The organism is Acinetobacter sp. AG1 (assembly GCF_001005525.1).
In the GTDB taxonomy this organism is placed as follows: Bacteria; Pseudomonadota; Gammaproteobacteria; order Pseudomonadales; family Moraxellaceae; genus Acinetobacter; species Acinetobacter modestus.
Window position 1 is genome coordinate 1 of the sequence record NZ_LBMZ01000118.1, and the last position, 23,645, is coordinate 23,645.

The 23,645-nt window shown below is 36.4% G+C and carries 21 protein-coding genes; 8 read left to right on the forward strand and 13 right to left on the reverse strand.

All coding sequences use genetic code 11. The features are described 5' to 3' along the window. Positions 1-1,270: 1,270 nt before the first annotated feature. Genes AAV96_RS12655 through AAV96_RS12670 form a run of 4 tightly spaced genes read left to right on the forward strand, consistent with a single transcriptional unit; the run spans position 1,271 to position 5,000 of the window. Complete coding sequence (locus AAV96_RS12655; RefSeq protein ID WP_046739559.1) at positions 1,271-1,777, forward strand: low molecular weight protein-tyrosine-phosphatase; 507 nt, start codon at positions 1,271-1,273, stop codon at positions 1,775-1,777. A 16-nt stretch (positions 1,778-1,793) separates the two neighbouring features. Continuing rightward, positions 1,794-2,828, forward strand: coding sequence for a UDP-N-acetylmuramate dehydrogenase (gene murB, locus AAV96_RS12660; RefSeq protein WP_046739560.1), 1,035 nt, complete (start codon positions 1,794-1,796; stop codon positions 2,826-2,828). 8 nt (positions 2,829-2,836) lie between these two features. After that, positions 2,837-3,970 carry a YdcF family protein gene (locus AAV96_RS12665; RefSeq protein ID WP_046739561.1) on the forward strand — a complete coding sequence of 378 codons (1,134 nt, stop codon included), beginning with the start codon at positions 2,837-2,839 and terminating at the stop codon, positions 3,968-3,970. 1 nt (position 3,971) lies between these two features. Then, positions 3,972-5,000, forward strand: a complete 1,029-nt coding sequence (locus tag AAV96_RS12670) for an alpha/beta hydrolase (protein ID WP_005160442.1) — start codon at positions 3,972-3,974, stop codon at positions 4,998-5,000. Positions 5,001-5,032: 32 nt separating this feature from the next. Here the strand turns inward: AAV96_RS12670 and AAV96_RS12675 are convergent, their stop codons facing one another. After that, the gene (locus tag AAV96_RS12675) at positions 5,033-6,703 is read right to left on the reverse strand and encodes an FMN-binding glutamate synthase family protein (RefSeq protein WP_005215972.1); all 1,671 of its coding nucleotides are present in this window, start codon (positions 6,701-6,703) and stop codon (positions 5,033-5,035) included. A 501-nt stretch (positions 6,704-7,204) separates the two neighbouring features. Here AAV96_RS12675 and hppD point away from each other — a divergent pair. After that, positions 7,205-8,260 carry a 4-hydroxyphenylpyruvate dioxygenase gene (gene hppD / locus AAV96_RS12680; protein ID WP_046739562.1) on the forward strand — a complete coding sequence of 352 codons (1,056 nt, stop codon included), beginning with the start codon at positions 7,205-7,207 and terminating at the stop codon, positions 8,258-8,260. A 59-nt stretch (positions 8,261-8,319) separates the two neighbouring features. Here the strand turns inward: hppD and AAV96_RS12685 are convergent, their stop codons facing one another. From AAV96_RS12685 to fahA, 6 genes are all read right to left on the reverse strand, one after another. Next, positions 8,320-9,099 carry an IclR family transcriptional regulator gene (locus AAV96_RS12685; RefSeq protein WP_046739563.1) on the reverse strand — a complete coding sequence of 260 codons (780 nt, stop codon included), beginning with the start codon at positions 9,097-9,099 and terminating at the stop codon, positions 8,320-8,322. A gap of 271 nt (positions 9,100-9,370) precedes the next feature. Then, entirely contained in the window at positions 9,371-10,012 is a 642-nt protein-coding gene (locus tag AAV96_RS12690) for a 3-oxoacid CoA-transferase subunit B (protein WP_046739564.1), read from the reverse strand. A gap of 10 nt (positions 10,013-10,022) precedes the next feature. Beyond that, positions 10,023-10,727, reverse strand: coding sequence for a CoA transferase subunit A (locus tag AAV96_RS12695; RefSeq protein ID WP_046739565.1), 705 nt, complete (start codon positions 10,725-10,727; stop codon positions 10,023-10,025). Between the two features lie 2 nt (positions 10,728-10,729). Next, complete coding sequence (locus AAV96_RS12700; protein ID WP_004661960.1) at positions 10,730-11,278, reverse strand: VOC family protein; 549 nt, start codon at positions 11,276-11,278, stop codon at positions 10,730-10,732. A 16-nt stretch (positions 11,279-11,294) separates the two neighbouring features. Then, on the reverse strand, positions 11,295-11,927 hold the full coding sequence (maiA, locus tag AAV96_RS12705; RefSeq protein WP_046739566.1) for a maleylacetoacetate isomerase: 633 nt from the start codon (positions 11,925-11,927) through the stop codon (positions 11,295-11,297). Continuing rightward, the gene (gene fahA / locus AAV96_RS12710) at positions 11,914-13,221 is read right to left on the reverse strand and encodes a fumarylacetoacetase (RefSeq protein WP_046739567.1); all 1,308 of its coding nucleotides are present in this window, start codon (positions 13,219-13,221) and stop codon (positions 11,914-11,916) included. Before fahA ends, maiA begins: the two co-directional genes overlap by 14 nt. Before the next feature lie 355 nt (positions 13,222-13,576). Here fahA and AAV96_RS12715 point away from each other — a divergent pair, with 355 nt between their 5' ends. Next, positions 13,577-14,965, forward strand: a complete 1,389-nt coding sequence (locus AAV96_RS12715) for an amino acid permease (RefSeq protein ID WP_005215980.1) — start codon at positions 13,577-13,579, stop codon at positions 14,963-14,965. Between the two features lie 208 nt (positions 14,966-15,173). Beyond that, positions 15,174-16,346 (forward strand): MFS transporter, encoded by a 1,173-nt coding sequence (locus AAV96_RS12720; RefSeq protein WP_205625871.1) that lies wholly within the window; start codon positions 15,174-15,176, stop codon positions 16,344-16,346. A gap of 1 nt (position 16,347) precedes the next feature. On the opposite strand, the gene AAV96_RS12725 is transcribed toward AAV96_RS12720, so the two are convergent. Continuing rightward, positions 16,348-17,838, reverse strand: coding sequence for an amidase (locus tag AAV96_RS12725; RefSeq protein WP_046739569.1), 1,491 nt, complete (start codon positions 17,836-17,838; stop codon positions 16,348-16,350). Positions 17,839-18,042: 204 nt separating this feature from the next. On the opposite strand from AAV96_RS12725, the gene AAV96_RS12730 reads away from it, so the two are divergent. After that, positions 18,043-18,519 carry a hypothetical protein gene (locus AAV96_RS12730; protein WP_005160433.1) on the forward strand — a complete coding sequence of 159 codons (477 nt, stop codon included), beginning with the start codon at positions 18,043-18,045 and terminating at the stop codon, positions 18,517-18,519. Positions 18,520-18,565: 46 nt separating this feature from the next. Here AAV96_RS12730 and accC read toward each other — a convergent pair whose 3' ends face one another. The 5 genes from accC to AAV96_RS12755 form a co-directional block, all read right to left on the reverse strand. Next, on the reverse strand, positions 18,566-19,930 hold the full coding sequence (gene accC, locus AAV96_RS12735; protein WP_004661970.1) for an acetyl-CoA carboxylase biotin carboxylase subunit: 1,365 nt from the start codon (positions 19,928-19,930) through the stop codon (positions 18,566-18,568). A 17-nt stretch (positions 19,931-19,947) separates the two neighbouring features. Further along, entirely contained in the window at positions 19,948-20,370 is a 423-nt protein-coding gene (accB, locus tag AAV96_RS12740) for an acetyl-CoA carboxylase biotin carboxyl carrier protein (protein WP_004661971.1), read from the reverse strand. Between the two features lie 26 nt (positions 20,371-20,396). Then, positions 20,397-20,846, reverse strand: a complete 450-nt coding sequence (gene aroQ / locus AAV96_RS12745; protein WP_046739570.1) for a type II 3-dehydroquinate dehydratase — start codon at positions 20,844-20,846, stop codon at positions 20,397-20,399. 745 nt (positions 20,847-21,591) lie between these two features. Beyond that, complete coding sequence (locus tag AAV96_RS12750; protein ID WP_046739571.1) at positions 21,592-22,602, reverse strand: ABC transporter substrate-binding protein; 1,011 nt, start codon at positions 22,600-22,602, stop codon at positions 21,592-21,594. After that, entirely contained in the window at positions 22,603-23,193 is a 591-nt protein-coding gene (locus tag AAV96_RS12755) for an ANTAR domain-containing response regulator (protein ID WP_004661975.1), read from the reverse strand. It abuts the gene before it with no gap. Between the last annotated feature and the right edge of the window lie 452 nt (positions 23,194-23,645).

The following is a 23,645-nucleotide window of genomic DNA, read 5'->3' on the forward strand; positions in this document are numbered from 1 at the left end:
ATATTAAAATCCAATGATAAATATATAGAACTACTTTGCAGAAATTCAAATTTTATGTGATTATGATTTAAAAAAACCAATCGATCTTTTGGTAAGTGAGTCAATGGTTGTATTTTAATAATAATCTAAATTTTAAATATTTCACTTTTAATAAGAAATCACATTTAATAATTGATATAATTATTCCAGATGAAGATTAGGTTTTTAATTTAGAAAGAATAAAAAATTATTTAAATAAATGTAACAATAAATCAAGAAATTTTAAATATTAGATGAAAAATCATATTTTTTTAAGATGCATGGATGATCTGAAGGTAATAAAAATATTTTTATTATCATTGCTTTAAGTTGAATATTTTTAGTCTGACTTACCAAAGGTTGTTAATTTGATTAAGTTGTAAAATTAAGATGAGTATAATTTCTAAGTGAATTTTAATTTTTAAACTATCAACTTAAATAAAATCCAAGAGATAATATTAGTATCCCTGGTAACATAGATACAAAGCTTATAATTTTACGTTCTTGAGTGTTTTTGATTAAATTGTGAAATATGTGTGGGCTAAATATCATTCCACTCACTGAAAAGAGAAACCCGATAGTGACTAAAAAAGCTGACATAGTTTTTTACTCTTGATGGTGTATTTTTATCAAAATTATGATTCGAATATACAATATTTTTTGATTTAACCAAATAGTTTTTCTCTTTTTTATCTATGACAGCGTATAGCTGAACTGCATCAAATACAGTATTGTTTTAGCCTAATTCATATACTAATATTTTTATTAAAGAACATTTTATCGGATCTAAAGGTGCTCTTTTATCTTTGTTGTTTATTGCACTTTTTCTACCTCTATCAATTTAGATAAAATAGTGTGAATAAACTACAGATTAAGGTTGTTAAAATTCTTAAGAAGACATTTTTTCAATTTCTTTCCTTGCAGAAAACCACTTTTTTAAAAAGTTTTTATATTTTTAGTTTATCTTTTTTGATCTAAAACGATTCATAATTTTTATGAATATACTATTTGATCACAGTTTCTTTTAATTAGTTTAAAACTGACACATATTCTTAATTCCTAAAGAGTAGATCTTGATAAAGAATATTCAATATTGATCGTTACTATTTCCTTTCAAATCAAAGCAATTTTTGACAAAATACCTGATGTCACAATGGTCAATTCACGTATGATCACATTTAAGCAGTTTGCAGGAATTTTGTATGCAATATTTATATTTTGTTAAAAAACAAAATTTTGGAATGTTTTTTTAATGGAAACACCATACAGGGTTCTATGCGTTTGTTTAGGGAATATTTGTCGTTCTCCTACAGCAGAAGCAATTCTCAGACATTATTGTGAGACACATGGTTTAAATGTGGTGGTCGATTCTGCGGGAACCAGTAATTATCATCCAAACAAAGCGCCTGATTTACGTAGTCAAAAACATGCCATACAACGTGGTTATGATTTATCGACATTAAGAGCAAGACAAATTGTTTTAGCGGACTTTGTTGAGTTTGATCTTATTCTTGCGATGGATCATGAAAATTTTGATGATATTCAGGCATTAATATCAAAAGCGGTAAATCAATTCGGTGCTGATCGAATTCGAGCCAAGATCGCATTGATGAGTGAGCATGACCCTCATTTTATGCAACAAGCTGTTCCTGACCCTTACTACGGTGGATCGGATGGATTTGATCGAGTACTTGATCAATGTGAATCTAGTAGCCAAGCATGGGTTAACGTTTTTAAAAAGCAAATGAAAGTAGGGTAATAGGATTTAATTTAATATGCAGGTACAAGCACAAGTTCAGCTTAAAAACTTAAATACATTAAATTTGAATGCTATTGCTTCGCATTATGTTCAAATCAATCATCCTGATGATGTGATTGAGGCATTAAAATTTGCTGAGCAACACAATTTGAATGCTTTGATTTTATCTGGTGGAAGTAATGTGTTATTACCCCAACAGATTCAAGCTTTGGTGTTGCATTTAAATATACAAGGGATAAATGTTATCGCTGAAGATGAAAATACTATCACAGTTAAAGTGGGGGCTGGGCAAGTATGGCATGACTTTGTGTTGTACAGCACTCAACAACAGTGGTTTGGTTTGCAAAACCTCGCACTAATTCCCGGTTTAGTGGGGGCATCACCTGTGCAGAATATTGGTGCCTATGGTGTTGAAGTTGGCGAGTTTATCGATTCTGTTCAAGTCTATGATCGTCAACTAAAAGTGTTTGACTCTATTTCAGGTTCAAACTGTCACTTTGCTTATCGCCATAGTATTTTCAAAGACTATCCAAACCGCTATATCATCGTGAGTGTTACTTTCAAATTATTAAAAAAAGCTGATTTGAAGTTGAGTTATGGTGATCTTAAACAAGCTGTTGGAGAGGAGTTCACCGCTGAAAATTTACAAAATCAGGTGATTCATATTCGTCAAAGTAAATTGCCTGATCCAAAAGAATTTCCAAATGTTGGAAGCTTTTTTAAAAATCCAATTTTGACTGAAGCTGAATTTGGCAAAATTGCTCAACATTTTCCAAATATTCCCCATTATCCTCAAGCACATAGCAATGTTAAAGTTGCAGCTGGTTGGTTGATTGATCAAACAGGTTGGAAAGGTAAACAACTTGGTTCGGTTGGAATGTTTGATAAACAGGCATTGGTGTTAGTGAATTATGCAGACGCGACATTAGCTGATGTTAAAAATACCTATCAAACTGTACAAAGTGATGTAAAACAGAAGTTTAATATTCAATTAGAACCTGAACCAGTGTTGTATAGTGAGCAAGGCTTAATCCAAGCGCATCATGTATAAGGAATTTTATGGATAAAGTACATTGGATGATTGGCTTAGTACGAATCATAACTATATTTTTCGTGCTATTAGGCTGCTTTGTACTTTTTTTATATTCGCCATTTTATTCGCAATTGGTTGTAAAGGGGTTAAACCGATTTGTGCCTGTTGATGTGAATGAAGTTGCTGCACAAAGTCAGAAACCAGCTGCATTAAGCGAGCATGAAACTTTGGAGCCGGGGTCTAACTTGTGGATTGCGCGCCAAGCTTATCTCAAGTTAATGGAAAAAACATTTCAGTCTGAAAAACCTGAAGATTTAAGATTAATTCAAGCACGTTATAAATTATTACAACAACTGATTACCGAAGAGCAAGAACGCGAAAATGTAGAAGAAAATCAGCAGACGAATATTCCATTAATGGCGGAGAAGTCAGAACAGGAACAAGAGAGTTCTGCTGTAGCAGCAAGTACGCCAATGGATTTTTTACAGTGGAATACGCCTGATAATCAGGCATTAATGGGAAAATATATTGCTTTTTTAGAAACCTATCCTGTTGAGTTACCCGTTTATCCAGATGAAAAAGACGAGACAAATAAAGATTTAGTTGATCTGAAGAAGAACAAAGATGGAATGAACGAGTCGCAAGGATTGTCTCAGCCATATGCAATTGTTGTTTTAGGTGGTGGCTTGACACTTGGTGCAAATGGTAAAGATATTGTTGTAAATAACTATACACGTCTTCGGTTGGAAAAAACTTTGCAAGTCGAAAAGCAGTATCCTCTTCCTATTGTTTTAAGTGGTGTTGAAGCACCCTATATGCAAGCTTGGCTGAAAGAACGCGGTATAGAAGCGAAGCTTCTAGAAAATAGAAGTATGAATACCTGTGAAAACTCCCGATTTAGTTCATTATTACTGCAAAAGAAAGGTGGCGCACCGACAGTTATTCTCATCACAGATGAATATCATATGCCACGAACAAGACGTTTATTTGCACTCAATGGAATTGAAACTGTTCCTGTGATCGCACCGATGCCAACAACATTGACAGACTGGCGACCAAGTGAACAAAACTATGATCACAGTCGTCGTGCTAACTATGAATTGCTAGCAACGATTCGTGATACGCTTTTTGGCTCAAGTGATTGTCGAGAGATACCATAATATGTCCAATATTCCATTTTTAAATCCGACAATACTCAAACAATTGGATTTACCTATCCCCAACAGAGAAACAACGCCTCAGCTTTTAGAGCCGCTTGATTTATCAAAAATAATAGAACCTTCAAAAGCACTACAAGCCTATAGAAAGCTTTATGGTTTAGATTTACTTGAATGCGAACACTGGCAAGGCTATGTTGAAATGCCATTATTTCGTTTACATGTACAAGTGTTTCAGCCTCAACGCGAAAAGATTTTAGGTACGGTATGCTTATTACATGGATACTTAGAACATAGTGGTATTTATCAACCCATTATAAAAGAAATTCTTGATCAAGGATTCAGTGTTATTACATACGATTTGCCTGGTCACGGATTAAGTAATGGCTCACCAGCAAGTATTCAGAATTTTGACCATTACCAGCAAGTATTGCATGCAGTTTATGATGTTGTTCGTAGTGCTAAACAACTACCAAAACCATGGTTAGGAATAGGGCAAAGTACCGGTGGTGCAATTTGGATGCATCATTTACTTGAATTTGCTGAGCGTAGAGAAGATCCGATCGTTAATCGAGTGTTGCTCTTATCGCCATTAATTCGACCCGCAAAAACAGCTTGGTGGCATAATTCTGTTGGTTTGGGAATTATTCGTCGTATAAAGAGCCAAGTACCACGACATTTCCGTCGTAATAATCATAATCCTGAATTTTTAAGATTTATTCGCCTAACTGATCCATTACAACCTCGAATGATGGGGATGGATTGGATTTTAGCAATGTCTAAATGGATGTTAGAAATGGAACATCGACCTGCATGTCGTATTCCTGTATGGCTTGCTCAAGGTGCACTCGATCAAACGGTAGATTGGCGTTATAACATTGAATATATTCGCCGTAAATTTAGATTACAGACCTTGTTGATGTTGGAAGAGGGTTCACATCAATTGATTAATGAGCGTGCAGATATTCGAGCTGCTTTGACTGGATTGATTCCTGCATTTTTACATGCAAAACCAAATCACCACTATTACTAGTGGTGATTTTTATAACTTAATCATTATTATAATTAGAATGTATTAGCATCTGCTAATTTCCACATTCTATAGTAGAAATTTTCTTCATCGTTCAGATCATTTTGCAGTAATTCATTTTCTTTAAGAAAAAAATGAATTTGTGCATAATTTTTGATTTCACGATCGTTCATACGCTGGGCAAGATGATGGGCTTTAATATCAGATGGATGCTTTAAGCCTGCAGCTGCAATCATTTCTGATAATGCATGTAATGTATTTTTATGAAAATTAAATACTCGTTCGGCTTTAGTCGGAACATCTATCGCTTTTTGACGATCTTGATCTTGCGTTGCAACTCCAACAGGGCATTGGTTCGTATGACAACTTTGCGCTTGAATACATCCCACAGCAAACATAAAGCCTCGTGCTGAATTAACCCAATCTGCGCCCAAAGCAAAGGTACTCGCAATATCAAAAGCACTAATCATTTTTCCACTGGCACCAATTTTTATTTGTTGTCGTAAGCCTGCACCTATTAAAGTGTTATGTACAAAGCGTAGGCCTTCTCTTAAGGGGGTGCCGATATAATCACTAAATTCAATTGGTGCTGCACCTGTACCCCCTTCAGAGCCATCAACGACGATAAAGTCAGGGATGATTTGGGTTTCAAGCATCGCTTTGACAATACTCATGAATTGCCAAGGTTGACCAATACACAGTTTAAAACCCACGGGCTTTCCACCAGATAGCTCTCTAAGTTTTTGAATAAAGAACATCATTTCGATAGGTGTGTTAAAACTTGGATGTTTCGCAGGAGAAATACAATCTTGGTCTCTAGAAACGCCTCGTATTTCTGCAATTTCCTGCGTAATTTTATGTTTTGGTAATATTCCGCCATGTCCGGGTTTTGCACCTTGAGAGAGTTTTAGCTCAATCATCTTAATTTTTGGATTTTGTGCTTGTTGTCTAAATTTTTCAGGATCAAATAGTCCATCAGCAGTTCGACAACCAAAATAGCCACTTGCAATTTGCCATACGATGTCACCACCATTTTCCAGATGATAAGGGCTCAAGCTACCTTCACCCGTATCATGATAGAAATTTCCTAGATGAGCACCTTTGTTGAGTGCACGAATTGCATTCGCACTTAAACTTCCAAAACTCATGGCAGAAATATTCATTATGGATGCACTGTAGGGTTGACTACATTGGCTATTGCCAATCTGTACGCGAAAAGTGCTTGGGTCAGCAGGCGGGCATGGAGAAATTGAATGAACGATAAAGCGATAGTTTGGTTCATAAACATCGATAATTGAACCAAATGGCTTGTCTGCATTTTCATTTTTTGCACGTTGATAAACAAGACTACGTTGCATTCTTGAAAAGGGTAATGCATCTTGATCAGACTCTATAAAGTATTGTCTGATCTCAGGTCGAACATCTTCAAAGATAAAACGGAAATGCCCTAAAATGGGATAGTTTCTGAGTATTGCATGCTTTTTTTGCAATAAATCATGTAGACCCAAGAGACTCAGTAAGCTGGTGACAAGCCATAGCGTATTTAATAACGTATCTGAAATAAAATAATAAATGGTGTGTGGTGTATAAATCGTTCTAAACCAAGTAATAGTTAAAGCAGTAAAAATACAAAGAAACCAAACCGAGTGTCTTGAAAAGAAAGTATTAAGTAATTTATGTCTTATTGCTTGAGCAGGGCTAGCCATAGGCAACAATTTCCTATAATTCAGCAGTAGTCAAACCATGCCCTGAACCTATGCAATCTACAAGTAACGAATTGTTAGATTTGATAATTATTTTTAATTGCCTTGTAACACATCAGGATTTATTTACTCGATTTTTAAGAATGTCAGATTTTGATATGGCGTGCTTGTTTTTTAAATTTTATTCTAGTGAAAATTCACCTAATTTTGGTGAGATTGAAATTTAATTAAATTATACTATTCGTAATTAAATTATGTATTGCATAAATTTAATCTTTCTTGTAGCATGGTTCTATGGATTAAAATCAATACTGAGAATAGGTTTTCTAAAAGATGTATTGGTTGCGATAAGGACAGGAAAGGTTTCAATCAGGATGTTTTTGAGACACTTATAAAAACACTTGTTACCTTTCTCTAGTAAGTTAAGCAGATGCTATTGATTGTTATACATAAGCATGTGTTTAGTATTCAAACGGATGAATTTATCTAAATAAGGGAAACTAGATGGACATTTTAGATAACCCATTAGAACTATGTGGTTTTGCTTTTATTGAGTTTGTTTCGACGGAAAATGGCTTAGATCAAATTTTTGAAACAATCGGTTTTTCTAAAGTCGCAAAACATAAATCTAAAAAAGTTTATTTATGGCGCCAAGGTAATATCAATATCATTTTGAATTATCAGCCTGAATCTTATGCTTCATTCTTCTTCAAAGAACACGGCCCATCAGCATGTGCAATGGGGTTTAGAACCCGCGATGCAGCTAAAGCGTTTAAAAATGCTGTTGAGCTTGGTGCTGAGCCGATGTACACACAAGCTGGACCGATGGAACTCAATATTCCTGCGATTAAAGGAATTGGTGGAATGCCAATTTTTCTTGTTGACCGTGATATTTATTCTAATGACTTCGTCTTTTTTGATGACGTAGATAAAAATCCAAGAGGCGCAGGTTTAAACGAAATTGACCATTTGACTCACAACGTCTACAAAGGACGTATGGATTATTGGGCAAATTTCTACGAGAAGATTTTTAATTTCCAAGAAATTCGTTATTTTGATATTAAAGGCGAATATACTGGTCTGACTTCAAAAGCTTTGACTGCACCAGATGGCATGATTCGTATTCCATTAAATGAAGATTCAGATAAAGGTAATGGTCAAATTGCCGAATTCTTAGCAGATTTTAATGGTGAAGGCATTCAGCATATTGCTTTTATTACTGATGATTTGCTTTCAACATGGGATAAGTTAAAAGGGTTGGGTTTGGAGTTTATGACACCACCACCAGAGACTTATTACGAAATGTTGAAGGATCGTTTGCCAGCACATGGTGAACCGACTGAAGAATTACAAAAGCGTGGTATTTTGCTGGATGGTAATACCAAAGATGGTCAGAAAAAGTTGCTGTTGCAGATTTTTTCTCAAAATATGCTTGGACCAGTGTTCTTTGAGTTTATTCAACGTAAGGACGATGATGGTTTTGGTGAAGGTAACTTCAAAGCGCTATTTGAATCAATTGAACGTGATCAAATTCGCCGCGGTGTATTAGAAGCAAAATAAAAACTCTAAAAAGAAAAAGCCAAGAAATTTATTACTTGGCTTTTTTTGTTTGCAAATATTTATCGCGTTTGAATAAATTGATTGATTGCAGCGACTTCGCGTTTAAACAATTCGAGTTTTTCACTGTCTTGTTGTACAGGTAAAAACATTTCACTATCTAAAGCAACAATACAAAATTCCACCGAGCGGTGAGCATTGAAGATAGGAATACCGACAGCATTGATTCCAACGAGTAAATCTCCTTGGGCAATCGCCATACCATATTCTAATGTTTTCTCTTTTAAGGCGATGAACTCATTCCAATCGTTCGGCTTGATCGGATAATGATTACGAGTCGCTTTATCCCATTCAGCCTGCATAAGGGGCTTAATAACTGCTTCAGGTAAATATGAGGCAAACACACGACCTGCAGCAGAGTTGACCAAAGGCATAATTGAACCTACTTTGGTCACAATTGAAATCGGGTGGTTTGATTCGATTGATTGAACAACCAAAGGACCTTGAGGTGACCATTTGCTAATCTGGATGCCGCAACCGATCTTATTCTGTAATTCATAAATTAGATGCTGAACCAGTTGCAAAACATCAGTATGTTGAATACAGCTCAGACCTAAACGCCAAGCTTGATCTCCTAAAGTATATTGCCCATCATCTAATTGTTTGGCGTAATTCATACGAATTAGGCTAACCAAATAACGATGTACTTTCGCAGGATGCATATCTAGCTTATGAGACAGATCTTTCAAAATAATTGGTTTATTGTGTTCTAAAAGTGCATTGAGTACGGTTAAACCTACCTCAAGAGATTGAACCCCACCAGATAACTTTTCTTCAATCATTCAATAGCCCTTAATCTAGATTCTCTTTAGTGGTGTTCTATGGATCATTTTTACAATATCAACTCAGCACATAATGCCTGAGTAATGGATAAAATAAAAATCATCTTTTTAAATGACTTAAATAGGTGAATTGTATAAGCATATTTTGATGATTTTTAATGTTACATTCGGTCTTATCATATTCAAAATAAACTTAAAGACGTGATTTCGATGAAATTTAGGCAATAAAAAATCGGTATTAAAGCTATATGTCTTCAATACCGATAGAAACTTATGCTGCAAGTGTATTTCTGATTTCAATACCAGTTGCTGCTTGTATTTCATCAAAGCTCACTTGCTCTGCTAACTCAACAAGTTCCACACCATTTTCTGTGATATCCAGTACACCTAAATCACTGATAATACGATTCACAACCTGACTACCTGTTAGAGGCAAAGTACAGTTCTTTAGGATTTTGGGTTGACCATCTTTGGTGGAGTGCTCCATCAAGACGACAACTTTCTGTACTCCAGCAACTAAATCCATTGCACCACCCATGCCTTTAACTTTCTTTCCTGGAATCATCCAGTTGGCAAGATCACCTTGTTCTGATACTTCCATTGCACCTAAGATGGCCAAGTTAACACGTCCACCACGGATCATCGCAAATGATTCAGAACTTGAAAAGAATGCGCCACCATTTTTTACAGTCACGGTTTGTTTACCAGCATTGATTAGATCTGCATCGACATGTTCTTCAGTCGGAAATTCATCAATACCCAATAATCCATTTTCAGATTGTAACCAAACATCTATACCAGTAGGAATATAGTTTGCTACTAAGGTTGGTAAGCCAATACCCAAATTTACATAAAAGCCATCTTGTAATTCTTGGGCTGCACGTTGTGCCATTTGTTGTTTAGTCCATGCCATGACTCACTCCTTATACAGCAACTTTTAATGTACGTTGTTCAATACGTTTCTCTGGATTAGCATTCAAAATGACTGCATTCACATAGATACCTGCTAAGTGAATATCATCTGGATCGATTTCGCCTAGCTCAACGATTTGCTCGACCTCAACGATGGTATAGCGACCCGCCATTGCACATTCAGGATTAAAATTACGCGCAGTTTTTCTGAAAACTAAATTTCCTGCTTTGTCTGCTTTATAAGCTTTGATTAAAGCAACATCAGCGGTTAATGAGGATTCAAGTAAATAAGACTTACCTTGAAACTCTCGAACCTCTTTGCCTTCAGCGATGCTTGTTCCGACACCTGTCGCAGTATAGAATGCAGGAATACCTGCACCTCCAGCACGAAGTTTTTCGGCGAGTGTCCCTTGAGGAGTCAGTTCAACTTCTAATTCGCCGTTTAAAAATTGACGTTCGAATTCTTTATTTTCACCGACATAAGATGAAATCATTTTTTTAATCTGTTTGGTTTGTAGCAGTAAACCAAGCCCATAGTCATCTACGCCAGCGTTATTACTGATACAGGTCAGTTGTTTAACACCACTTTGTTTTAAAGCTTGAATCAACGCTTCTGGGATACCACATAATCCAAAACCACCAACAGCAATGGTTTGACCATCTTTGACGATACCTTGAAGTGCTGTCTCGGCATTTACAGAGACTTTGTTGACCATGTCTATGCTCCTAATTCTTCTTGATGCAAGAAATGTGTGTGTTGAGGTGCTCGTTTGGTACGGCTCCATTCATCTAACATTTCAAGTTTCATCTCTTCAGTGATACGAGCAATTTTGGCATCAGCATGACTGTCGTTATAAGTGAGTTCTAGGCGATGTCCATTAGGATCAAAGAAATAAATAGAATGGAAAATACCGTGATTAGTTACACCTAACACTTTTACTCCGTGTTGCTCTAAATGTGCTTTTGCATCTAATAGTGCTTCCTGATTCTCAACTTCGAAAGCAATATGTTGTACCCATTGAGGTGTATTTTCATCACGTCCCATTTCAGGCTGTGTTGGAAGTTCAAAAAAAGCCAATACATTTCCTTGCCCTGCATCCAAGAACAAATGCATATAGGGGTCAAAAGCTTTAGTTGAGGGAACATGGTCTTCAGCAAACGCTAGGATAAAATCCATATTCAGCATTTTTTTATACCATTCCACAGTTTCTTTGGCGTCTTTACAGCGATAGGCAACGTGGTGAATTTTTTTAATTGCAAAACTCATATCAAATTCCTTTTCATTATTCCCAATCTGGTTGTTGTTCTGGTGAGGCATGTAGAAATGCTGGGAGAGTTAGACAATGCAGATAAATACTTTCAATTTTTGGGAAAGCACTTAAATCAATTTTGAAACGTTTTGCGTTATAGACTTGGGGGATTAAACAACAGTCTGCAAACGTTGGTTTAGTTCCAAAACAGAATTGTCCATTTGAGTGCTGAAGTTGATGCTCTAGGCTTCTAAAGCCTTCGATTAACCAATGTGTGTACCAATCATTTTTTTGCTGATCAGTGACAGCAAGTTCATTATTGAGATATTTCAATACCCTTAAATTATTTAAAGGATGAATATCACAAGCAATTGCTTGGGAAAAAGCACGAACTTTGGCACGCTCAACCTGATTTTTAGGTAATAGGGCTTTGGTTGGATATTGTTCTTCCAAATACTCTAAAATACTCATCGATTGTAAGAAAACGTTATCTTCATCAATGAGCGTGGGCACCAATTGACTAGGATTTAAAGTTTTATAGCGATCCATTTGTTGTTCATTTTTAACTAAATGAATGCTTTCCGTTTCGTAGCTAAGTTCTTTTAGGTTAAGTGCAATACGGACACGATAGGCAGCAGAGCTACGAAAATAACTATACAGTTTCATACTGTTCAACCTCTTTTTTATCGAAGTTAAATGTATGCGCTGCAAGAATGGTATTTTCGACTTGACCGAATCCGATACGAATACCATCTTTTTCACAATAACCTTTCATGATGACGCGATCTCCATCTTCTAAGAAACCGCGGTTTTCCCCATTAGATAGGGTAATAGGTTTGGTCGTATTCCAAGTTAATTCCAACAAACTTCCATAAGAGTCAATTTTTGACCCAGAGATCGTACCCGAGCCCATGAGATCACCAACTTGGACATTACAGCCCGCAATGGTGTGATGAGTGAGTTGTTGAGCCATCGACCAATACATATATTTAAAGTTCGTTTGGCAAATGACATCCGTTGATTGTGATTGAGGGCTTTGTATCTCAACGCTAAGATGAATGTCATAGCTATTAGCAATATTTTCTTGTAAATAATCTAGTGGTTTTGGATCTTGCTCTGGACCTTTTACTTTAAATGGTTCAAGAGCTTCCATGGTAACAACCCACGGAGAAATGGCGCTTGCAAAGGTTTTCGCATTAAATGGTCCTAAAGGAACATATTCCCATTGTTGAATATCGCGTGCGGACCAATCGTTCAATAGCACCATACCAAAAATATGATCCCATGCATTATCGATAGAAATAGGCTGTCCTAGTTCAGTCGATTTACCAACAACGAACGCAGTTTCTAACTCAAAGTCTAGTTTACGGGTAGCAGAGAAAATAGGGCGGTCAACATTTGGTAGTTTGATCTGACCAGATGGGCGAACGATATTTGTACCACTGACCACGACTGAACTTGCACGACCATTGTAGCCAACTGGAAGTTCACTCCAGTTTGGAAGTAAAGCATTTTTAGGATCTCTAAACATCGTACCAACGTTAGTGGCATGTTCTTTTGATGAGTAGAAATCGGTATAGCCAGGAATATGAATTGGTAAATGTAGAGTAATGCTATCTCTTTTCAATAAAGCTTGAGAAATCAAATCATGATTATCGCGAAGTATTGGATTATCAATTGAAAGTAAACTTTGCAGCATTTTGCGTACGTTTTTCCAATTATGTTTACCTGACTCAATAAATTTATTGAGTGTAGTTTGATTAAAACAATTTATATTTCCATCAATATTTAATAAGCCTTCCGATTCTAATAAGGCTAGGTCAAGTACCCATTCACCAATTGCGACACCAACGCGCTTATGACCATTAGGCACTTCACTGAAAATACCATAAGGTAAATTATGTATTGTGAAATCTGAAAGGGGATCTATTTCAAGAAAAGATGTTAAAAGTTGCGTCATAATTTGCTTTCCTTGTCTCAAATTTTGTCAAGAACTATTTGAACTGTTTATCTTTCTTAACCTAATAACATGAAATTTAATAAAATATTTTTATTTCATATCGCTTATTTACTTCGATTAAGCAAGAAAGGTGGTGTCTTATTTATTCTATAATACGCAAATAAATTAATTACGCAATACATAATTTAATTACATAATTCATAATTATTGTTATTTATTGAAATTTCTGCTTATATGCGCAGTTACGAGAAAAGTAACTTAATTATTTTTCAATCAATACTAGGCATTTCTGATTAATTTATGATATACGTAATTTTGAATAATAAAATTACGTGACAAGGATGAGAATAATCATATGTCAAACCAACAGCAAGGAAACCTGAAACACGGTTTAAGCAATCGGCATATCCAACTTATTGCACTAGGTGGTGCAATTGGTACTGGATTGTTTCTCGGTATTTCTCAATCAATCAAGCTTGCAGGACCATCAGTCATCCTGGGGTATGCAATCGCTGGGTTTATCGCTTTTCTAATGATGCGACAGTTAGGTGAAATGGTTGTACAAGAGCCTGTGAGTGGTTCTTTCAGTCACTTTGCTTATAAGTACTGGGGTCCATTCGCTGGCTTTATGTCAGGTTGGAACTATTGGGTACTAAATATTTTAGTTTGTATGGCGGAGCTGAGTGCAATTGGTCTATATATCCAATATTGGTGGCCTGAAATTCCGACATGGGCTTCAGCATTAGCCTTTTTCCTATTAATCAACGGTATCAATTTATTGCATGTAAAATTGTTTGGTGAAATGGAGTTTTGGTTCTCAATCATCAAAATTTTGGCAATTTTAGCAATGATCGCTTTTGGTTCCTATTTACTTGCTACAGGCACTGCGGGCCCGCAAGCTAGTATTAGTAACCTTTGGGCACTAGGTGGTTTCTTTCCGTATGGCATAAAAGGTTTAGTTATGGCTATGGCTGTAATTATCTTCGCATTCGGTGGAATTGAATTATTTGGTATTACGGCTGCGGAAGCGCGTGATCCAGATAAAACCTTACCTAAAGCGGTAAACCAAATTATTTATCGTATTTTAATTTTCTATATTGCGACACTTTTTATCTTATTTGCTTTGTTTCCTTGGAATCAAATGGCGAATGGTGGTAGTCCATTTGTGATGGTGTTTGCATCACTAGACAGCCAAGGTGTTGCGACTATGTTGAACTTTGTAATTTTAACGGCGGCAGTTTCAGTTTATAATGGAACAAGCTATTGTAGCAGCCGTATGCTATTGGGCTTGGCGCAGCAGGGTAATGCACCTCAGTTCCTGAAGAAAATTAACAAAAATGGTATTCCTACAAATGCTGTACTGATTTCTGCATTTGTAACAGTATTGTGTGTTTTACTAAATTATGCTTTCCCAGAAAAAGCTTTCGGCTTGTTGATGATGCTCGTTGTTGCAGCGATTGTGATTAACTGGGTTGTTATTTCTTGGACACATCTAAAGTTTCGTAAGACTATGCAAGCACAGGGAGTAACAAGTAAGTTCCCTAGTATCGCTTATCCATTCAGCAATTATTTATGTATCATTTTTATGCTTGGCATTTTGGTGGTGATGTCTTTAACGCCAGATATGCGTATTGCCGTCATGATGATTCCAGCATGGATTCTTTGTCTCATGTTTGCGTATTTTCTTAAACAGCGAAAGTTAAGAAATGCTCAACCAAGTGTGGCTCTTCATACAGACATATAACGGCTAAAGTGTATCTAAATTAATAAAGGGGCTGAATATTTCAGCCCCTTTATTATTGTTAAATGAAAAATAAAAGTTACTGAGGTGGATATTCATCATAAATAAAAGGACGAATAAAATATCTAAATCCGCTAAAATTTATGTTTATCGCAAGGCAATACATCTTGTTGTGAATGATAGCTGTTGATCTATGTAAAAGGCGCGTGAATTGTTTCAATCTTTAAGTATCCAAACCCGATTGGGTGGTTTCTACCTATTCTACTATTCCATAGTGGGTACATTCATGCCTTATTGGAACCTGTATCTGCAAGATCAAGGTTTCAATTATCAAGAAATTGGTATTTTGTCTTCAATTGCGATTATTACTCGTTTTTTTGCACCCCTGATTTGGGGCTGGATTGCTGATAAGTCAGGCAAACGAATGTTGCTAGTGCGTATTGCAACATGGATGGAAGCCTGTATCTGGTTTGCGATTTTTGTTATTCCAAATAGCTTTCAATCTGTTGCGCTACTCATGCTGATCTTTAGTTTCTTTCAAAATGCAATTTTGGCGCAATTTGAAGGCGTTACTTTATTCTGGTTGGGGGATAAACGCGCAGAGCTTTATGGAAAAGTTAGAAAATGGGGATCTGTTGGTTTCATATTGGGCGTATTTATTATTGGTGCTTTATTAGAAATTATTCAAATTTCCATGCTACCCATTTTACTTCTAGCGGTTTCTTTTTTAGCTTTTTTGTGGTCATTTACCATTAAAGAGCCTGAACATGCGCCTAGCTCGCAAAAAAAACTAGAATCTATAATACCTATTTTAAAACGACCTACTGTGGCCGCATTTTTTGCAATTGAATTTGTCTTATTATTTTCACAAGCGCCATTTTATAGTTTTTATAGTAATTTTTTAAAAGATATAGGATTTAGCACCACACAAATTGGAACGCTGTGGGCAACAGGCGTAATTGCAGAGATTATGATGTTTGCCATAGCACAAAAAGTTTTCTTTACTCGTTTCTCTTGGCGGACACTAGTTGCAGTATGTTTGATTCTGACAAGTTTACGCTGGTTTTTGGTTAGTATATTAAACACACATTTTTGGGGTCAGTTATTCGCTCAATGTTTACATGCCTTTAGTTTTGGATTATTTCACTTAATTGCAATGAAAGTGATTTTTCAAAATTTTTCAGCTGAGCAACAAGGTCGGGGACAAGCACTTTACAGCACCATGTGGGGGTTAGGGGTCGCATCTGGAAGTCTATTAGCTGGGCATTTTTGGCAAGTATTTTCAGGCGCAACAATTTTCTTATATGCAAGTGGTATCGTACTCATCGGTTTGTTTTTAGTATTTTGGCTGCCGAATCAATTGGAAACGGCAGCTAAAACTTAGATTAGAGTTGAATATTCTGATATTGAGACATCCACGGTTGTGTCTGTTCTAATTGTGCTGCAAGTTGCAATAAACGATCTTCACGTCCAAAAGGTGCAATAAACTGGCTGCCTAAAGGTAAGCCATTTTTGTTCCAATATAATGGGACTGACATGGCAGGTAGACCTGTAACATTTGCTAACTGCGTAAAAGGTACCCAACTTAAATTATCCTGTACCATTTTTTCAACTAATTTACCTTGTGCGAGATAGTGCGCTTTTCCTACTTTTAACAGTCCTTTCAAGATAGGTTTTTGCCAATTAGGTGTAGCAATTTCCCCATTCTTTGGTGCGACTGATGCTGTTGTTGGGGTTAAATAAAGGTCATATTTTTCAAAGAAAATGTTCATTTGAGTGCTATAAAGCCCCCAATTATTAAGTGTATGAATATATTCTGTTGCGGTTGTCTTAGCCCCAAAAGCAGCGAGGGCAATAGAATCTAATTCGAAATCATGATCAGTTGCACCTGCCATTTGTTTAATTTGTGCCAGCATATATGAGAACTGGCTGAACCAAGTCGTTACAAAGTCTTTTCCTAATGCTAAACCATCTATTTTTGGACGATCTTCTACAACAATATGCCCTAAAGACTCCAGTAACTTAGCGGTTTGTTGAACAGCTTGAATCGCGTCTTTAGAAACTTTTGTTCCAATTGGTGATTGAGTATTAAAAGCAATTTTGAGTTTTCTTGGAGCTTGTTGAATGATATCTAAATATTTCTTTTCAGGTGCTTCTATTCTAAAAAGTGAAGTTTGTTCTGGACCTTGAACTGCATCGAGCATGGCAGCACTATCGCGAACTGTTTTGCAGAGAACATGTTGCATGGCAGCACCATGCATTGCTTCACTGTATTGTGGCCCCCAAGGTGTACGACCACGACTCGGCTTTAATCCAAATAAACCACAATAAGAAGCGGGGATACGAATTGATCCGCCACCGTCACCTGCGCCTGCAACTGGGACGATTCCACCTGCAACTGCAGCGCCTGATCCACCAGAAGAACCACCACTATTGTGTTTTAAATTCCACGGATTGTGGCAAGCCCCCCAAGCATCGGGTTCAGTAATTCCTTTGATACCAAACTCAGGCGTGTTTGTACGACCAAAAGTGATAATCCCTGTTTGTTCCCAGCGGTTTACGATTTCAGCATTAAAATCAGGCGTATAATTAATTTTTTTTAGCGCTTGGCTACCATAAGAGGTTGGAATACCTTGATATTCTTGGAATAAGTCTTTGACTAGAAATGGAACGCCTGCAAATAATCCAGAGGATTCTTGCTGTGTGCGCTGCTTCGCTTGCTCATACATTGGAATAATAATGGCATTTAGCTTTGGATTGACTTTATCTGTTCGTTCTAATGCAATTTTTAATAATTCTGAAGGATGAACTTGTTTGCTTTTGACCAGTTCTGCTAATCCTAAACCATCATATTGCACGTATTCAGAAAATTTCATGGCTTTTATCCTTAAAGCTAAATCTTTATAATGTAAATAAAATAACTGTAAATTTAGAACTAGCATACCTGAAAAAATGCCATAACAATCAAATAAAGTTCAAGCTAAAAATATTGTGTTTATATGGTTATGAATGCATGTTTTTCTCAAAAAATATGCTAATTTAAAGCCTTGCACCGTTTAGATTACGACTTAATTAAATCTATGAAAAATATTTATATTATTGGATTATTATGGGCTTGCTCAACATGGACTATGGCAGACACGGTCGTAAATGAAAAAGCAGTAACAGCACAACAATTGGCTAAAGCAAATGCGATTCGGGTAATAACTCGTCCTGAAATCATGGGGCTATGGGGAATGGAAATTCCTAATAATAAGAAGTGTGTCGAATACTATAATTTTCGTGGAATGAATGAAGTTGTAATTAAGAGTAACCAAGAGTGGTCTTATGGTTTATATGATTATCAACCTTCAGAAGATCACAAAGAGCGTTTACCAGCATTAGTTCTACAGATTAAGTATGACAATAATCAGATGGACTGCTCAGGTCAAACACTAGACCAAACTGGTGAAGTTTCGCAATATTTTGTGAAATGGGAAAATGATCACACCATTAATTTTTGCGCCAATGAAAAAGGCGAAAAATGTTTTGCGACATTACGCCGTGTCCTACCTTAGAAAGATTGAATAATAAAAAAGCCTCTTAACTTAGAGGCTTTTTTATTTATGCTTTTTCAGCTTTCGGTTCAAGCTGTTTTAGTAGATGCTTCTCTAGATAATGAATATCCATAGCTTGTTCACAGAAGTTTTTGTCCTGCAAAATAAGATCTTTGTGCAATGGAATATTGGTTTTGATTCCAGTCAAAATCATTTCATCTAAAGCTTGACGCATGCGAGCTAAAGATGTTTTGCGATCTTTACCATGAGCGATGAGCTTTGCAATCATCGAATCATAATACGGCGGAATACTATAGCCTTGATAAATATGAGAATCTAAGCGAATACCTGCGCCACCTGGTGCATAGAAATTTTCTATTTTACCAGGAGAAGGTAAGAAGGTCGTCGGATCTTCAGCATTGATACGGCATTCAATCGCATGACCTTTTACTTCTACCTCATGCTGTTCAATATTTAAACCTAAACCAGCCGCAATCCGCAGTTGTTGTTCAATAATATCAATGCCAGTAACCATTTCAGTTACAGGATGCTCAACTTGAACACGAGTATTCATTTCGATAAAGAAGAATTCTCCTTCTTCAAATAAAAACTCAAAAGTTCCAGCACCACGGTATTGCATTAACTTACAAGCATTGACACATGCTTCTAAAATATCAGCACGTGCTTGTTCTGGTAGATTTGGAGCAGGTGCTTCTTCTAAAACCTTTTGATGGCGACGTTGTAAAGAACAGTCTCGGTCATATAAATGGATTGCATGTCCGTTACCATCACCTAGCACTTGAACTTCTACATGGCGAGGTTTCTGTAAGAAGCGCTCCATGTATACAGTATCATCACCAAACCACATTTCAGCATCACGTTGTGCAGCTTGAACCGATTCAAGCAATGTATCGACACGTTCAACGATACGCATACCACGACCACCGCCGCCTGATGCAGCTTTGACGATCAACGGGAAGCCAATTTCTTTTGCTTCAGCAAGTGCATTGTTAATCGTTACTGCATGGTCACATCCAGGCACGGTAGGTACGCCAGCCTTTTTCATGGCAATAATCGCGGATACCTTGTTACCCATAAGACGAATGTGTTCAGGGCGAGGACCAATAAAAATAAAACCTGAGCTTTCTACAATTTCAGCAAATTCAGCATTTTCAGACAAAAAGCCATATCCAGGATGGATTGCATCCGCACCTGTAATTTCTGCAGCAGTAATAATTGCAGGAATATTTAAATAACTTTCACTTGTGGTACCCGGCCCAATACAGACAGCTTCATCAACGAAGCGTAAATGCATTAAGTCTTTGTCAGCATCAGAATAAATACCAACTGTTTTAATGCCAAGCGTTTTACAAGCTCGCGTAATTCGTAAAGCGATTTCACCGCGATTTGCAATTAATACTTTTTGCAACATTAGAATCCCCAAATTAATTAGGCGCGGTAGCGGAAAAGTGGTTGACCAAATTGGATCACTTCACCATTTTTTACCAAAATTTCTTCAATCACGCCGCTTTTAGTCGCTTCAATTGGGTTCATGATTTTCATCGCTTCGATGATACCAAGTGTTTCACCTGCAGAAACTGTTTGACCTACATTTACGAATGGGCCTTCGCCTGGGCTTGGTGCAGAATAGAACACACCAACCATCGGTGACGTTTCTACAGCGCCACGAGGTGTTTTTGCTGCTGGAGCCACAGGAGCAGAAGCACTAGGTGCTGCTGCCATAGGTGCCGCTGCGTAAACTGGAGTAGGGCGAGTTAATGAGATGGATTGATCACCTTCCTTAACTTCAATCGCTTGTAAGTCAGATTCAATCATCAAATCGATGAGTTTCTTGATTTTACGGATATCCATGAGTGAGCATTCCTGAAATGTATAAATTAGTTAGAAGATTGAATTTTTTCGATTGCAAAATCGAGAGCAAAGGAGTAACCCTTCGCACCTAAGCCACAAATAACACCAATGGCTTTGTCTGATAAATATGAGTGATGACGGAATGATTCACGGGCGTGAACATTTGACAAATGAACCTCAATAAATGGAATCGCAACGCCAAGAAGGGCATCGCGTAGAGCAACTGATGTATGAGTCAAGGCTGCAGGGTTAATAATGATAAATTTAACCCCTTCGGTTTGTGCTTGATGAATGCGATCGACAATCGCACCTTCCCAGTTGCTTTGAAATGTATCTAGTGTAAATGATGCTTGTTGAGCTTGAGTGGCGAGTTGCTGGTTAATATCATCTAAGGTGAGATAACCATAAACCTCTGGTTCGCGTTTTCCTAGCAAGTTCAAATTCGGTCCGTGAATTACCAAAATGGTTGAGCTCATTCAGCCTGCTCCAGTTCTAAATCTGCAAATGTTTTTTGCAAGATGTCTGCAAAGTTTGCTTATTATGGCACAAAATTCTGCATTTTTTCTTATAATTTCTTTTAATGGATGAAGAAAGTTGCATACCAAGCATGGTGCATATAATGAAAACTTTGCAAGGAAATGGCAATGTTAAAATATGACAAATTTTAGGCTTATTTATTTTTTACTATTTTAAACTGAATTACCTTATTTCGTTCATGTAATTTGTGTAACTCGAAAGTCATGTAATTCATTGATTTGCTTTTTTGAAACATATATTGAGTTCCAATTAGTTCATGTGTTTATTTCAAGATATGAATATTTTTTTATTCTAAGTTTATGAAAAATATTTATTTTTATTGTAATGCATTTTTTAAAATTAGTATAAATATACTTCTAAAGAGAGCAGTGGATGAAGCGTAGTGATACTGATTTATAAAAAATATGCCAGTTTAGATTGATAACAAGCATTAGCTTCAATTTGACATTGGATTCAAGCTCGTGGGGAGGGGTTGATTAAATCGACGAAAGTGGCTTATTGGCAAAAAAGATGAATTGTGAAGTTTTGTATGGCTGCTAATGACATGAAAATGTCCGAAAAAGATAAATTGAATATAGATAGTATAGCTATTACATAAGAGATAGCTCTCGATTGGCAGAATCTCTTATGGGTCTTTTCAAAGCTGTCTTTTCACAAGACAGCTTTTTTTTATAACGAGTTCTCTTATTTTGATGCTGCTAAATAAGTATCTAATAGTAGAAAACTTTGTGCTTTATTTTCGTAATCTACAGAACCTACAGGCAAATTGTTCCATTTTTGCATTTGCTGAAACAACCATTCAAAATCTGTACTTTTAGGTATAGCGCTACTTTTAACGAAGTTCCGAATTATATCTTGGATCGTGTAGTATTTTTCAACATGAATGCTTGGCGAACATTCAAACTGGATGACATCAAAATCAATTAAAAGTTGCCAGACAGGTTCAAAATCTTCTAACACACGTAACTCTTGTTGAGCTTGTAAGATTGCGCGAGTTAAGGCAATTAGTGTATTTGGATGCTTTTGAGCCCACTCTTGCGTTACAGCTAGAACTTTATCTGCAACATTTGGAATGATGTCTTGACTCGAGCCGACAATTTGCCCTAATCCCGCCAGCTCTGCCTGAGTATTCCATGGCTCGCCAACACAAAAACCATCAATTAAATGGTTATTTAGCGCTTCTACCATATATGGAGGTGGTAAGGTTTTGACTTGTATTGAATGTGCCAGTTCAGAATCTGCTAATGCTAACCATTCTCTTAAGCAATAATGATGGATGGAATGCTGGAAAACATGTCCTAAAGAAACCACATGATTTTTTTTCATGTGTTCTACTAATTTTTTAGCTGATAGGTCTACAGCTTCATATTTCTTTATATCTAACTGATAACATAGTTTTTGACTTAAACTTATAAAAGCTCGATTTTCACTGAGAACGAGCGGTGTTTGTAATGGAATACCAATTTGATCAGCACCTATTGCAGCTGCAGGCAACATGGCAGATAAGCAATGTGCAGCATCTAAAAGACCAAAAGCCAGTCGATCACGTAGGCTTGCCCAAGAAGCTTCTTTGGTTAAGGTAATGCTTAGACCTACTGCTTCAAACAAACCACGCTGTTTTGCCCATAATAGCGCAATACAATCGAGTAAAGGGATGTAGCCAAGTTGCAATTCACTTTTTTCTAAACTGCTCATTCATTCATCCTTTAATTGGTTGTTCAAAAGCTGTTGTGCATCGAGCAAGCGACGTGACATTTCACCAATGGTCATACGATGGCTCATGGCATTTTTTCTAAGGAGTTGAAATGCTTTGTCTTCGGTTAATCCGTGTAATTGCATCAGTAGGACTTTAGCTTTCTCAACATCCTTGCGATCTGCTAGTTTGGTCTTTGCATCTTTGAGATCACCTTCTAACTTTTTATGTTTTTTATATTGCTGAATTGAAATATCTAAAATGGTATGTAATCGGCTTGGATCGATACCATCAACGATATAGGCGGTAATCCCTGCATCAATCGCCTGTTTAATCATATCTCGGTCAGTGTTCTTGGTGAATAATACCGTTGGTAAGTCAAAATTGCTTACGCAACTCTCAATTACATCACGATGAGGGTGATCCATATCAAGCAAAATAACATCTGCTTGAAGATGTTCTAATTTAAAAACATTGAGGTGATCTAAAGTCAAACTAGCAACGACATCAAAGTCATGTTGAATTAAACATGTTTTAATGTATTCAGCTCGAGCCTGATCATCGTCAATAAGTGCGATTTTGAGTTTCGGCATAAATATAAAGTCAAATTATAAGTCAATGCACATTTAGCATAATGCGCTTTAAGTATTTTTTTGAAGCAAAATTAATGCCATGAGGAATGATCTATTCAGTGCAGGCATTACTTTAGCCTCGATTTTGTGCGCTTTATTGTATCGTTGCAGCTAAGGGAAACAAATAAAAAATGGATGTGATCTTTATTAAAAATAATTAATGTTCATTGTTGGTGCATAAAAAGAATTATTTTGAAGCATGTTTAATTGTGCTTTAAAACAGTTCATTGATGTGTTCGGCATTTGTTCAATCATTTTAAAGATATTTAAAACGTTATTTATTTTATAAAAAACCATTATTAAACAATGGTTAGTATTATTTTTTTATTTTTATTTTATTAATTGGCATAACACTTGCTTTGTCTTTGTTGAGTCAATGAAGACTTTTTAAAAATTGTAAGACGGCCAACGAT